The 12,925-nt window shown below is 72.0% G+C and carries 9 protein-coding genes; 6 read left to right on the top strand and 3 right to left on the bottom strand.

Features of this window, described 5'->3' with window-relative positions:
- Nucleotides 1–167: 167 nt before the first annotated feature.
- The gene (locus AB0P24_RS02535; RefSeq protein ID WP_365790270.1) at nucleotides 168–3,482 is read left to right on the top strand and encodes a S8 family serine peptidase; all 3,315 of its coding nucleotides are present in this window, start codon (nucleotides 168–170) and stop codon (nucleotides 3,480–3,482) included.
- Between the two features lie 46 nt (nucleotides 3,483–3,528).
- On the opposite strand, the gene AB0P24_RS02540 is transcribed toward AB0P24_RS02535, so the two are convergent.
- Nucleotides 3,529–4,419, bottom strand: a complete 891-nt coding sequence (locus tag AB0P24_RS02540) for a hypothetical protein (protein ID WP_365790272.1) — start codon at nucleotides 4,417–4,419, stop codon at nucleotides 3,529–3,531.
- Nucleotide 4,420: 1 nt separating this feature from the next.
- Nucleotides 4,421–4,948 carry a sigma-70 family RNA polymerase sigma factor gene (locus tag AB0P24_RS02545; protein WP_365790660.1) on the bottom strand — a complete coding sequence of 176 codons (528 nt, stop codon included), beginning with the start codon at nucleotides 4,946–4,948 and terminating at the stop codon, nucleotides 4,421–4,423.
- Between the two features lie 307 nt (nucleotides 4,949–5,255).
- Here AB0P24_RS02545 and AB0P24_RS02550 point away from each other — a divergent pair, with 307 nt between their 5' ends.
- The 4 genes from AB0P24_RS02550 (at nucleotide 5,256) to AB0P24_RS02565 (ending at nucleotide 10,542) form a co-directional block, all read left to right on the top strand.
- On the top strand, nucleotides 5,256–6,275 hold the full coding sequence (locus AB0P24_RS02550; protein ID WP_365790274.1) for an aspartate-semialdehyde dehydrogenase: 1,020 nt from the start codon (nucleotides 5,256–5,258) through the stop codon (nucleotides 6,273–6,275).
- 113 nt (nucleotides 6,276–6,388) lie between these two features.
- Nucleotides 6,389–7,177, top strand: a complete 789-nt coding sequence (locus AB0P24_RS02555; RefSeq protein ID WP_365790276.1) for a glucose 1-dehydrogenase — start codon at nucleotides 6,389–6,391, stop codon at nucleotides 7,175–7,177.
- A gap of 98 nt (nucleotides 7,178–7,275) precedes the next feature.
- Entirely contained in the window at nucleotides 7,276–9,849 is a 2,574-nt protein-coding gene (gene pepN / locus AB0P24_RS02560) for an aminopeptidase N (RefSeq protein ID WP_365790278.1), read from the top strand.
- Between the two features lie 234 nt (nucleotides 9,850–10,083).
- Nucleotides 10,084–10,542 (top strand): DUF5707 domain-containing protein, encoded by a 459-nt coding sequence (locus tag AB0P24_RS02565; protein WP_365790280.1) that lies wholly within the window; start codon nucleotides 10,084–10,086, stop codon nucleotides 10,540–10,542.
- A gap of 5 nt (nucleotides 10,543–10,547) precedes the next feature.
- Here AB0P24_RS02565 and AB0P24_RS02570 read toward each other — a convergent pair whose 3' ends face one another.
- On the bottom strand, nucleotides 10,548–12,071 hold the full coding sequence (locus AB0P24_RS02570) for an FAD-dependent monooxygenase (protein ID WP_365790282.1): 1,524 nt from the start codon (nucleotides 12,069–12,071) through the stop codon (nucleotides 10,548–10,550).
- A 187-nt stretch (nucleotides 12,072–12,258) separates the two neighbouring features.
- Between AB0P24_RS02570 and AB0P24_RS02575 the strand changes: the two genes are divergently transcribed.
- Nucleotides 12,259–12,858: a TetR family transcriptional regulator gene (locus AB0P24_RS02575; RefSeq protein WP_365790284.1), complete on the top strand. Its 600-nt coding sequence runs from the start codon at nucleotides 12,259–12,261 to the stop codon at nucleotides 12,856–12,858.
- Nucleotides 12,859–12,925 lie beyond the last annotated feature (67 nt).

Genomic DNA, 12,925 nt, shown 5'->3' on the forward strand with positions numbered 1-12,925 from the left:
CACCGGGGGGCGACGAGGGGACGACCGGGGGTTTTCCCCATACGTTCATATCGATTCGGTCAACGTTCCCAAAAGGCCGTGCCCTTGGGAAAAGCTGTGCGCCTACGCGCCGGACATGACCGTGTCCGGTCACTCAACGCTCGTTCCTTTACCTACAAGGGATGCAGATGACCCTCACCCCCCAGCACGACCCGATACCGGGCCACAGACGTCTGGGCCGGTTGGCCGTCGCCGTCGGTGTGGTGGCCGCGCTCGCCGCCGCCGGGCCGGTGCCCCTGGCCGCCGCCGCGGCCCAGGCCTCCGCCACGTCCGCCGCCACCGCCGACCCCGGCGTCAAGTCGGCCCACGACAAGCTCGGTTCGGACGACGCCGAACTGCTCGCCGAGGCCAAGGCGACCAACGCCAAGAACGTCACGATGATGATCGCGACCGCGCCGGGGCAGACCGAGCAGGTCGCCCGGGAGCTGGACGCGGTCAGGGGCGGCTCGGTGGGCCGTACGTACGACAGGCTCGGTTACGTCCGGGCCACCGTCCCCACGGGGCGGGCGGACTCGGCGATCGCCGCCGCCGCGAAGCTGTCCTCGGTGCACGCGATCGACCTGCGTCAGGAGGTCAGACTCGACGACCCGACGGCGAGCAGCGGCAACTCCGAAGCCGCCAGGTCCACTTCCTCGGGTTACTCGGGTCCGGACCGGAACACCCCCGCCGAGAACCCGTACAACCCCTCCTTCGAGACGGGCGCCGTCGACTTCGTCAAGGAGCACCCGAAGGCGGACGGCCGGGGCATCACCATCGGCATCCTGGACTCCGGCGTGGACCTCGGCCACCCGGCGCTGCAAAGGACCACCACCGGCGAGCGGAAGATCGTCGACTGGGTGACGGCGACCGACCCGATCGTGGACAGCGACCAGACCTGGCGGCCGATGGTCACCTCGGTCTCCGGTCCGAGCTTCAGCTACGGGGGCAGGAACTGGACGGCGCCCGCCGGGTCGTACCGGATCAGCACCTTCAAGGAGTCGTACACCGCGGGCGGCGACGCGGCCGGTGACGCCAACCGGGACGGGGACACCACCGACAGCTGGGGCGTGCTCTACGACCCGGCGGCCGGCACGGTCACCGTCGACCTGAACAACAACAACGACTTCTCCGACGACACGCCGATGAAGCCGTACAAGGACGGCTACCAGATCGGATACTTCGGCACCGACAACCCGGCGACCGACGTCGTCGAGCGGCAGCCGTTCGTCGTGCAGATCCGCAAGGACGTCCCCATGGACCCGTACGGCGGGGACTGGGTCGGCAAGACGGCCGACTTCGTCAACATCGGGGTCATCGAGTCCGAGCACGGCACCCACGTCGCCGGCATCACCGCCGCCAACGGCCTGTTCGGCGGCAGGATGAACGGCGCGGCCCCCGGGGCGAAGATCGTCTCGTCGCGGGCCTGCACCTGGACCGGCGGCTGCACCAATGTCGCCCTCACCGAGGGCATGATCGACCTGGTCGCGAACCGGGGCGTCGACATCGTCAACATGTCGATCGGCGGCCTCCCGGCGCTGAACGACGGCAACAACGCCCGCGCCGAGCTGTACACGCGGCTCATCGACACCTACGGCGTGCAGCTCGTGATCTCGGCAGGAAACTCCGGTCCGGGCGCCAACACCATCGGCGACCCCGGTCTCGCCGACAAGGTCATCTCGGTCGGCGCGGCCATCTCCAAGGCGACCTGGGCCGCCGACTACGGCTCCCAGGTGACCACCAAGTACCAGCTGCTCCCCTTCTCCTCGCGCGGCCCGCGGGAGGACGGCGGCTTCACGCCGACCCTGGTCGCTCCCGGCGCCGCGATCAACACCACCCAGACCTGGCTGCCGGGCGCCCCGGTCGCCGAGGCGGGCTACTCGCTGCCGGCCGGCTACTCCATGCTCCAGGGCACCTCGATGGCCTCCCCGCAGGCCGCGGGCGCCTCGGCGCTGCTGCTCAGCGCGGCCAAGGAGAAGGGCATCGCCCTCTCCCCCGCCGACCTGCGCACCGCGCTGACCTCGACCGCCGACCACATCAAGGGTGTCCAGGCCTACGAGGAGGGCGCGGGCCGGATCGACATCGTCGACGCGTGGGAGTCGATCCGCGACCACGCCACCGCGCACGACTACTCGGTCAGGGCGCCGGTCGACACCGCGATCGACTCCGCGCTGAAGACCCCGGGCTACGGCACCGGGCTCTACGACCGCGAGGGCGGCCTGAAGGCCGGGCAGAAGAAGACGTACGACATCACGATCACCCGGACCTCCGGCGCCGACCAGGCGATCCGGCACGAGCTGCACTTCGAGAACAACGCCGGTCACACCTTCAAGATCCTCGGCTCCGACGAGGTGAAGCTGCCGCTGAACCAGCCGGTGACGGTCAAGGTGCAGGCGAGGGCGAAGAGCGCGGGCATCAAGTCGGCGATCCTCGACGTCGACGACCCGCGGACCGAGGGCGTCGACAAGCAGATCCTGACCACCGTCGTGGTGTCGACTCCGGTCGGCTACACGTACTCGGCGTCGGGTTCGGTGCAGCGCAACAGCTCCACGTCGTACTTCGTGACCGTGCCGGAGGGCGCCAGGTCCCTCGAGGTCGCGATGAGCGGGCTCGCCGGCAAGAGCCAGACACGGTTCATCGCCATCCACCCCTACGGCGTCCCGGTCGACAACACCGGCACCCCGTACTGCTACAACAACTACCTGAACGGCAACGGCTGCGCACCGGACGTGCGTTCGTACGCCGATCCGCAGGCCGGGGTCTGGGAGATCGAGGTCGAGGCGCGCCGCACCTCGCCGCTGCTCGACAACCCGTACAAGCTGGACGTCACCGTGCTCGGCGCGGCCTTCGACCCGGAGACCGTGACCGTTCCCGAGGCGAAGGCCGGCACCCCGGTCACCGCCTCCTGGAAGGTGACCAACGAGTTCGCCGCCCTCGACGGCAAGCTGGTCGGCGGCCCGCTCGGCTCCTCGAAGACGACCCGCCCGGCCATCAAGGAGGGCGAGACGCAGGCGACGACGGTGACCGTGCCGGAGGGCGCGACGTCCCTGGACGTGGCGATCGGCAACGTGTCGGACGCCTCGGCCGACCTGGACCTGACCGTGTACGACGCGTCCGGCAAGCAGGTCGCGCAGTCCGCCGACGGCGACTCGGAGGAGGCGGTCTCCATCGCCTCGCCGGCCGCCGGGACTTACACGATCGAGGTCGTGGGCTACTCGGTCCCGTCCGGTTCGACCGACTACGACTACCGGGACGTGTTCTTCTCCACCGCGCTCGGTTCCGTCACGGTCGACGGCTCGACGCCGGTGAAGCTCGGCACAGGCGCCTCGGCCACGGTGACCGGCCAGGTCACGGCGGCCGCGGCGGCCCCGGAGGGACGTGAGTTCTTCGGGCAGGTCCAGCTGGTCAACGCGCGCGGCACGGCCGCGGGCGTCGGCAGCGTGAAGATCGAGAAGGTCACGCAGTAAGCAAGTCCGCTGCTGGGGGCGGGCGTCCTGCGGGACGCCCGCCCCGTCAGCCGTCCTGGCACGAGGTGGTCCGCGACTCGGGCAGGTCGCGGACGATCCAGGTCCGCTCCGGGGCGATCTCCGCCTCCCCGACCGCGTACCGGTCGGGCACCTGCCGCCCGTCCGTGATGCCGACCAGGAGGCGGGCGCCCGTGCGGACCCGGGCGTCGGTGCCGGATCCGAAGAGGAACTCCACCTCCGCGGCGGTCCTCGCCGGTTTGTAGGCGCGGGTCACGCGCAGCGTGACGCGTTCCTCGCCGGAGCCCGCGAGCTGCCGCACTCCGGTGACCGTGCCCTCGACGACCAGCCGGGCGCAGGCGAGGTAGCCGGGCCCGCCGCCCTGCTCCTTGCCGCCCTGGCCCGCGGAGCCCGCCGCGCTGCCGGCGGCCTTGTCCGCACTGGCACCGTTCGACATCGCTCCCGAACCGCCGCCCGCCGCCAGCCAGCCGATGCCGAACACGGCCCCGGTGAACGCGGCCGCGAGGGCACCGGCGAGACCGAGGGCACGGACGCCGGGGTGCGCCCGGAGCCTGCGGCGCTCGGCCGGGCGGGGCCGGGGCGCCGGCCGGGGGCCGGGCCCCGCGAGGGCGTCGCCGATGTCGGTGAGGTGCGCGCGCAGAAGCGCCAGGTCGGCGGTGGCGGCGCGGTGCTCGGCCATGAAGGCGGGGTCGGCGCGCTGTCCGGCGGAGAGCGGCTCGTCCATGAGAACGGCGAACAGCGCGTCGGTCTCCACCCCGTCCTGGTCGGCGGGTCCGCCCCGGTCGTCATACCGTTCCTGGTCGGCAGGTCCGCCCCGGTCGTCATGCCGCTCGTGGTCGGCGGGTCCGCCCCGGTCGTCATGCCGCTCGTGGTCGGCGGGTCCGCCCCGGTCGTCGTACCGCTCGTGGTCGGCGGGCATGTCACACCACCTCGTCCTCGTGCAGGCGGGCGCGCAGGGCCCGTACCGCCGTGTGCAGCCGGCTCTTGACCGTGCCCTCGGGAATGCCCAGTTCCTCGGCTATCCCGCGTACCGGCAGATCGGCGTAGAAGCGCAGGACGAGGATCTGGCGCTGGGCGTCCGGCAACTCGTCCAGGCCGCGGGCGACGGCGACGGAGAGCAGCCGGTTGTCCTCACCCGAGGCGTGGTCGGGCTGGCGGAGGGAGGCGAGCCGTTCGCCGAGGCGTTCCTGGCGGCGCTTGGCGCGGTGCCAGTCCATGGCGAGCCGGGAGGCGACGACCGCCGCCCACGCCGACACGTCCCGCGGCGCCTCCTGGCCGCTCGCGGCCCGCTCCAGCAGCCGCAGACGTACCTGCTGCACCCCGTCCGGCAGGTCCGCCTGCGGTACGCCGCCCAGCGCGAGCACCGCCCGCACCCGGCGCTCCTGGTCCGCGTCCAGAGGATCCCCGTGCTGGTCCCCCTGGGCGCGGCGGGCCTTTCTGCGCAGCACAACCCACCCCCTCACCGCGTTTCTCCTACGACGCCCGAGCCCCCGGAAACGTTCGCCCGGCTCCCCGGAAACCTTTTCCGAGGCGTACGTCACACCGGCGCGCGGCGCAGCACAGCTTGCGGTACGACGGCCAGGTGGAGGTAATTTCTGCAGCTCAGCGGGGGTGGGGGCGGGAGTTCCACGGGGCGGGTGGTCCAGCAGGTGGGCGTGGCGCGCAAAGAACACAAAGAATTGGACAGGCTGACCCGGGTCGGCCGCATGATGGAAAGGCCGCAGACACACGTCAACGTATACAGAGGGAGTCGCTGTGAGGGTCGGAATCGTCGGAGCCACCGGTCAGGTCGGCACGGTCATGCGCAGGATCCTCAAGGAGCGGAACTTCCCGACCACGGAACTGCGCCTGTTCGCCTCGGCCCGCTCGGCCGGGACCGTGCTCGACGGCGTGACGGTGGAGGACGCGGCGACCGCCGACTACTCCGGCCTGGACATCGTGCTGTTCTCGGCGGGCGGGGCCACCTCGAAGGCGCTCGCGGAGAAGGTCGCCGCCCAGGGTGCCGTCGTGATCGACAACTCCTCCGCCTGGCGCCGGGACCCCGCGGTCCCGCTGGTCGTCTCCGAGGTGAACCCGCACGCGATCGCCGACCGCCCGAAGGGCATCATCGCCAACCCGAACTGCACGACCATGGCCGCGATGCCGGTCCTGAAGGTGCTGGACGCGGAGGCGGGCCTCGAGGCGCTGGTCGCCACCACCTACCAGGCGGTGTCCGGCTCCGGCCTCGCGGGCGTCGCGGAGCTGCACGGGCAGGTGCAGAAGGTCGCCGCCGACGCGGACAAGCTCACCCACGACGGCGGCGCGGTCGACTTCCCCGAGCCGCAGGTCTACAAGCGGCCCATCGCCTTCAACGTGCTGCCCTTCGCCGGCAACCTCGTCGACGACGGTCTGAACGAGACCGACGAGGAGCAGAAGCTGCGCAACGAGTCCCGCAAGATCCTGGAGCTTCCGGACCTCAAGGTCTCCGGCACCTGTGTCCGCGTCCCGGTGTTCTCCGGGCACTCCCTCCAGGTCAACGCCCGGTTCGCCCGCCCGATCTCCCCCGAGCGGGCGACGGAGCTGCTCGCGACCGCCCCGGGCGTCGAGCTGTCCGACATCCCCACCCCGCTCCAGGCGGCCGGCCGGGACCCGTCGTACGTCGGCCGGATCCGCCGCGACGAGACGGTGGAGAACGGCCTCGCGCTGTTCGTCTCCAACGACAACCTCCGCAAGGGCGCCGCGCTCAACGCCGTGCAGATCGCGGAGCTGGTGGCGGCGGAGCTGTCGGCGAAGTAGGTCCGGCCTTCGAAGGGGCGGTCACCCGGATGCGCCACGCGCCGGGACCGCCCCTTCCGCGTGTAGAGCGCCCCTTGAGCATGGGGAGCCCTGATCGGGGGAGGCACCACACCATGACGAACACCCAGCAGGTCTGCGACAGCTCACACGTTCTCGACGGCAAGGTCGCCATGATCACCGGCGCGTCCAGTGGGATAGGGGCGGCCGCCGCGCGGCTGTTCGCCCGGGAGGGGGCGGCCGTCGTGCTGACGGCCCGGCGGGCGGAGCGGCTGGCCGCGCTGGTCGAGGAGATCGGCGCCGACGGCGGCCGGGCCCTGGCTGTGCCGGGGGACATCGTGTCCGCCGGGCACGTCGAGCGGGTGGTCCGGGCCGCCGTCGACACCTTCGGCCGCCTCGACTGCGCCTTCAACAACGCCGGGTACGGCACCGCGGGCACCGACCTGCACGAGACCGGCCAGGACGTCTACGAGCGGACCATGGACGTCAATGTGCGCGGTGTCTGGAACTGCCTGCGCTTCCAGATCCCCGAGATGCTCGGGAGCGGCGGCGGCTCGATCGTCAACACCTCCAGCGTCGCGGGGCAGCGGGCCACCGGCGCGTCCGCGGCGTACGTGGCCGCCAAGCACGCGGTCCTCGGGATCACCCGGGCGGCCGCTGCCGAGTACGCCGAGCGCGGCATCCGGGTCAACGCGCTGGTGGTCGGCAGCACCCGCACCGAGATGATGGACCGGGCCCTTGACCAACTGCCGCAGCTGCGGGAGCGGTTCGAGGGCGAGACGCTCCAGAAGCGCATGGCCGGGCCCGCCGAGGTCGCCGAGGCCGCGCTGTGGCTGTGCGGCGACCGCGCCTCCTTCGTCACCGGCGCGGCGATGCCGGTCGACGGCGGCACGACGGCGGCCTGACAGCGCTGACCAAGGGATCTCTGGGGTTTTCCCTAGACGCCCCGGGCCCCGTCCCGTGGAAGGATGGCGCAACCCACACATAACGAGGAGATGAACGCGTGCCTGGCACAAACCTGACTCGCGAAGAGGCGCGGCAGCGGGCGAAGCTGCTCACCGTTGACTCGTACGAGATCGATCTCGACCTCTCCGGCGCGCAGGAGGGCGGTACCTACCGGTCCGTGACCACGGTGCGCTTCGACGTCGCCGAATCCGGCGCCGCGTCCTTCATCGACCTGGTGGCCCCCGCGGTCCACGAGGTCACCCTGAACGGTGACGCCCTCGACCCCGCCGAGGTCTTCGCGGACTCCCGGATCGCGCTGCCCGGCCTGCTGGCGGGCCGCAACATCCTCCGGGTGACCGCCGACTGCGCGTACACCAACACGGGTGAGGGCCTGCACCGGTTCGTCGACCCGGTCGACGAGCAGGCGTACCTCTACACCCAGTTCGAGGTGCCGGACGCCCGCCGGGTCTTCGCCTCCTTCGAGCAGCCGGACCTGAAGGCGACCTTCCAGTTCACCGTGAAGGCGCCGAGCGGCTGGACGGTCGTCTCGAACTCGCCGACGCCCGAGCCCAAGGACGACCTCTGGGTCTTCGAGCCGACGCCGCGCATCTCGTCGTACATCACCGCGCTGATCGCGGGCCCGTACCACTCGGTGCACAGCGTGTACGAGAAGGACGGCCAGAGCGTCCCGCTCGGCATCTACTGCCGGCCGTCCCTCGCGGAGTTCCTCGACTCGGACGCGATCTTCGAGGTGACCCGGCAGGGCTTCGACTGGTTCCAGGAGAAGTTCGACTACGCGTACCCGTTCACCAAGTACGACCAGCTGTTCGTGCCGGAGTTCAACGCGGGCGCGATGGAGAACGCGGGCGCGGTGACCATCCGCGACCAGTACGTCTTCCGGTCCAAGGTGACGGACGCGGCGTACGAGACGCGCGCCGAGACCATCCTGCACGAGCTGGCCCACATGTGGTTCGGCGACCTGGTCACCATGGAGTGGTGGAACGACCTGTGGCTGAACGAGTCGTTCGCCACCTACACCTCCATCGCCTGCCAGGCGTACGCCCCCGGGTCGCGGTGGCCGCACTCGTGGACAACGTTCGCCAACCAGATGAAGACCTGGGCGTACCGGCAGGACCAGCTGCCCTCCACGCACCCGATCATGGCCGAGATCCGCGACCTGGACGACGTGCTCGTCAACTTCGACGGCATCACGTACGCCAAGGGCGCCTCGGTCCTCAAGCAGCTCGTCGCGTACGTCGGCATGGACGAGTTCTTCAAGGGCGTGCAGGCGTACTTCAAGCGGCACGCGTTCGGCAACACGCGCCTGTCCGACCTGCTGGGCGCCCTGGAGGAGACCTCCGGGCGCGACCTGAGCACCTGGTCGCAAAAGTGGCTGCAGACGGCCGGCATCAACATCCTGCGTCCGGAGGTGGAGACGGACTCCAACGGGGTCGTCACCTCCTTCGCCATCCGCCAGGAGGCCCCCGCGCTGCCGGCCGGCGCCAAGGGCGAGCCGGTCCTGCGCCCGCACCGGATCGCGGTCGGCCTGTACGACCTCGACGAGGCGACCGGCAAGCTGGTCCGCACCGACCGGATCGAGCTGGACGTGGACGGCGAGCTGACGGCCGTACCGCAGCTGGCCGGCCGCCGCCGCCCGGCGGTGTTCCTGCTCAACGACGACGACCTGTCGTACGCCAAGGTCCGCCTGGACGAGGAGTCCCTGCGCTTCGTCACCGAGCACCTCGGCGACTTCGAGTCCTCGCTGCCCCGCGCGCTGTGCTGGGCGTCGGCCTGGGACATGACCCGGGACGCCGAACTGCCCACCCGCGCGTACCTGTCCCTCGTGCTGTCCGGCATCGGCAAGGAGTCGGACATCGGTGTCGTCCAGTCCCTGCACCGCCAGGTGAAGCTGGCCATCGAGCTGTACGCCGACCCGACCGCCCGGGAGGCCCTGCTCACCCGCTGGACCGACGCCACGCTGGCCCACCTGCGGTCCGCCGCGCCGGCGAGCGACCACCAGCTGGCCTGGGCCCGCGCCTTCGCGGCCACCGCCCGCACCCCCGAGCAGCTGGACCTCCTGGACAGCCTGCTGGAGGGCACCCACACCATCGAGGGCCTGGCCGTCGACACCGAGCTGCGCTGGGCGTTCGTGGAGCGGCTGGCGGCGGTCGGCCGCTTCGACGAGGCGGAGATCGCGGGCGAGTACGAGCGGGACAGGACCGCCGCCGGCGAGCGCCACGCGGCCACCGCCCGCGCCGCCCGCCCGACCGAGGAGGCCAAGGCCGAGGCGTGGGCGTCGGTCATCGACTCCGACAAGCTGCCCAACGCGGTGCAGGAGGCGGTCATCGGCGGCTTCGTCCAGACCGACCAGCGCGAGCTGCTGGCGCCGTACACCGACAGGTACTTCGAGATCCTGAAGTCGGTGTGGGACTCCCGCTCGCACGAGATCGCCCAGCAGATCGCGGTCGGCCTCTACCCGTCCCTCCAGGTCTCCCAGGAGACCCTCGCCAAGACGGACGCCTGGCTGGCCTCGGCCCAGCCGAACGCGGCCCTGGCCCGGCTCGTCTCGGAGTCCCGCGCGGGTGTCGAGCGCGCCCTGAGGGCCCAGGCGGCGGACGCGGCCGCCCAGTAGGCGGCGGAAGCAGACGGGAAGCAGACGGTACGGCGGCGGGGCGCCCGGTGTGACGGACACCGGGCGCCCCGCCTCAGTCGCGAAGTACCCATCACCCAGGACGAGTTGAGTATCCGTGCTCACGTCCGGGTCGGCCGCGCGTTGCGAGGATCGAGGCAACGGCGCGGCAGCGAGCGCCGGTCCATACGGCTCGGACAGACCGGGCCGGTCCGAGCCAGTCACGGAGAACTCGCCATGTCCCGTCGTATCGCCCTGTCCGTGGTCGCCACCGCCGTCGTGCTCGCGGGCGCCGGGGCCTTCGCCCTCGCCTACGCCGACGGCCAGGACCCCGCCCCCACCCTCGCGCACAGCACCGTCCACCACACCGCTCCCGACGGCGGCCGGGACGGCTCGCTCTCCTTCACCACCGAGGTCAGCGCGCCCTCCGGGGTGAAGAACCTGCGGGTGCTGGCCTGGCCGGAGAAGTCGTCGTTCGCGAAGAAGCCGCTGACCGCCAAGGACATGGCCGCGGTCGAGTCGGCGACCTGCACCCCGGTCGGCGGCCACACCGTCCGGTGCGTGTACCGGACTCCGGTGTCCGCCGCCGACGCCGCGTCGTCCGCGCACGGCGCCTGGCACATCGCCGTCCTCGCCACGGCGGGGGACGGCCGCACCACCCTCGACACCAGGGCCGCGGACTTCACCCTCGCCTGAACCGGTCACCCGAGGTGGGTGGCCAGCGCCTGCTCGATGCCGGGCGCCTGGGCGTCCTCGGCCGCCCAGGCCACGTAGCCGTCGGGGCGCACCAGGACGGTCGTACGGCGGTCGCTTCGCCAGTGCGCCACGGCCAGCCGGTCGCCGTACCGCGCGGCCGTGCCCGTGCCCGTGCCGTACGGGCCCGGGGCGGGGGTGACCAGGACGAACCGGCCGCCGCGCAGGGCCTCGTACAGGCGGCCGCCGTCGGCCGCCGTCGCGCCGTCCGGGGCGCCGTCCGAGACGCGGGCCAGCGCGAGGTCGGGGACCCGGGTGCCGGTGAGGCGGTGGGCGCCCCGCGGGGCGGGGTAGCGGTAGCCGACGCCGGTGACCTGGGCCATGATCCTGCGGCGGACCGGGCCGGCGTGGCCGAGCGCGCGGATCAGTACGTTGCGCGCGGCCAGCACGGGGCCCTTGGCCATCGCGAGGCGGACGATGGCGCCGCTGCTGCGCAGGACCGACCTGCCGACCGGGTGCCGTTCGCTGTGGTAGGTGTCGAGCAGGGCGGGGTCGGCGTGGCCGTGCAGCACGGCGGCGAGCTTCCAGCTCAGGTTGGCCGCGTCCTGCAGGCCGGTGTTCATGCCCTGGCCGCCGGCCGGGGTGTGCACATGCGCCGCGTCACCGGCCAGGAAGACCCGGCCGACCCGGTAGCTGGGCACCTGCCGCTCGTCGCTGTGGAAGCGGGACATCCAGCGGGCGTCGTGCATCCCGTAGTCCTTGCCCAGGGCCAGCCGGGTGATCTCCCTGACCTCGTCGAGGCCGACCGGCTCGTGGTCGGGGACGTCGCGGCCGCGGTGCCAGCAGATGACCCGGTGGTAGCCGTCGCCGAAGGGCGCCAGGAACGCGAACGCGTCGCCGACCGCGGCGGCCGTCAGCAGCGCCTCGGGCTTCTCGGCGAGCAGTACGTCGGCGAGGACGACCGACCGGATCGCCGACCTGCCCGGGAACGGCAGACCGACCGCCTCCCGCACCACACTGCGCATGCCGTCGGTGCCGACCACGTACGCGGCGCGCAGGCTCTCGGCGCCCTCGACGTGCACGGTGACCCCGGCCGCGTCCTGGGTCAGGCCGGTCACCTCGCACTCGTTGCGGAAGTCGACGCCCGCCTCGGCCGCCCGGCGCTCCAGCACCTTCTCTACCTCGTACTGCGGCAGGACGAGGACGTGCCGGAAGCGGGAGGGCAGGGTGCCGAGGTCGAGGGTGAGCCCGTCGAAGAGGTTGAGCCGGCCGAGGGGCCGGCCGACGGCTTCGAGCTGGTCGGCCAGGCCCCGGGCGTCGAGCTGCTCCAGCGCGCGGGCGTGCAGGACGAAGGCCCGGGAGAGGTTGCTGATCTTGTGGGGGCGCTTTTCGAGGAGGGTGACCGGGATGCCGGCGGCGGCCAGGTCACCGGCGAGGAGCAGGCCGGTGGGGCCGGAGCCCACGACGATCACACGGGCGGTGTCGGGGGCGGAGCCGGAAGGGGAGCCGGGGGTGCCGGTCGTGCTGTTCATGGTGGCCTCCTGGATGCCTGTGCCATGCCTGCCAACACTTGTTGACCTACAGGCGTTGACCAACATCCGTTGACCCACACCTGTTGACCAACACTCGTTGGCCAACGCCTGTTGACCTCACCCTAGGTCGGGCCCATTTCGCAGTCAACACTTGTTGGCCCACACTTGTTGGCCTACGCTCGTTGGCATGACCGGCACCCCCAGTAGAAGCACAGAGTCCGCGAACGGCCCGGCGGCTCGCCGCTCGGACGCCAGCCGCTCCGCCATCCTGGCCGCCGCCCGCGAACGCTTCGCCGCCGACGGCTTCGAGCGCGCCACCATCCGCGCCATCGCCAAGGACGCCCGTATCGACCCCTCGATGGTCATGCGCTACTTCGGCAGCAAGGACGGCCTCTTCGCGGCCGCCGTCACGCTCGACCTGCGGATGCCCGACGTGTCCCAGGTACCGCGCACCGAGGTCGGGCAGGCGCTGACGGGCCACTTCCTCGACATCTGGGAGGCGAACGAAGAGCTCACCGCGATGCTGCGGGTCGCCGTCACCAACACGGCGGGAGCCGAGCGCCTTCAGGGCATCTTCCGGGAGCAGGTGGTGCCGGTGGCGCAGCAGGTGTGCCCGGACCCCGAGCAGGTGGCGACGCGGGCCGGGCTGTGCGCGGCGCAGCTGATGGGGTTCGCCCTGACCCGTTACGTGCTGCGGCTGCCGCCGGTGGTGGCGCTGGCGCGCGCCGAGATCGTGGCGTGGCTCGGGCCGACCGTGCAGCGGTATCTGACCGCGCCGATCCCCTGAGAGACACGCCGAGGGCGCCGGTCGGCTCCCGTACGTGCGGCACGTACGGAGGCCGGCCGGCGCCCTC

The sequence above is a fragment of the Streptomyces sp. NPDC086519 genome, from assembly GCF_040686075.1.
Taxonomy (GTDB): domain Bacteria; phylum Actinomycetota; class Actinomycetes; order Streptomycetales; family Streptomycetaceae; genus Streptomyces; species Streptomyces shenzhenensis.

Excerpts from the sequence above, each read along its gene's own strand:
- AB0P24_RS02535 (WP_365790270.1), top strand. The coding sequence starts at position 168 with ATGACCCTCACCCCCCAGCACGACCCGATACCGGGCCACAGACGTCTG.
- AB0P24_RS02540 (WP_365790272.1), bottom strand. The coding sequence starts at position 4,419 with ATGCCCGCCGACCACGAGCGGTACGACGACCGGGGCGGACCCGCCGAC.
- AB0P24_RS02555 (WP_365790276.1), top strand. The coding sequence starts at position 6,389 with ATGACGAACACCCAGCAGGTCTGCGACAGCTCACACGTTCTCGACGGC.
- AB0P24_RS02565 (WP_365790280.1), top strand. The coding sequence starts at position 10,084 with ATGTCCCGTCGTATCGCCCTGTCCGTGGTCGCCACCGCCGTCGTGCTC.
- AB0P24_RS02570 (WP_365790282.1), bottom strand. The coding sequence starts at position 12,071 with ATGAACAGCACGACCGGCACCCCCGGCTCCCCTTCCGGCTCCGCCCCC.
- AB0P24_RS02575 (WP_365790284.1), top strand. The coding sequence starts at position 12,259 with ATGACCGGCACCCCCAGTAGAAGCACAGAGTCCGCGAACGGCCCGGCG.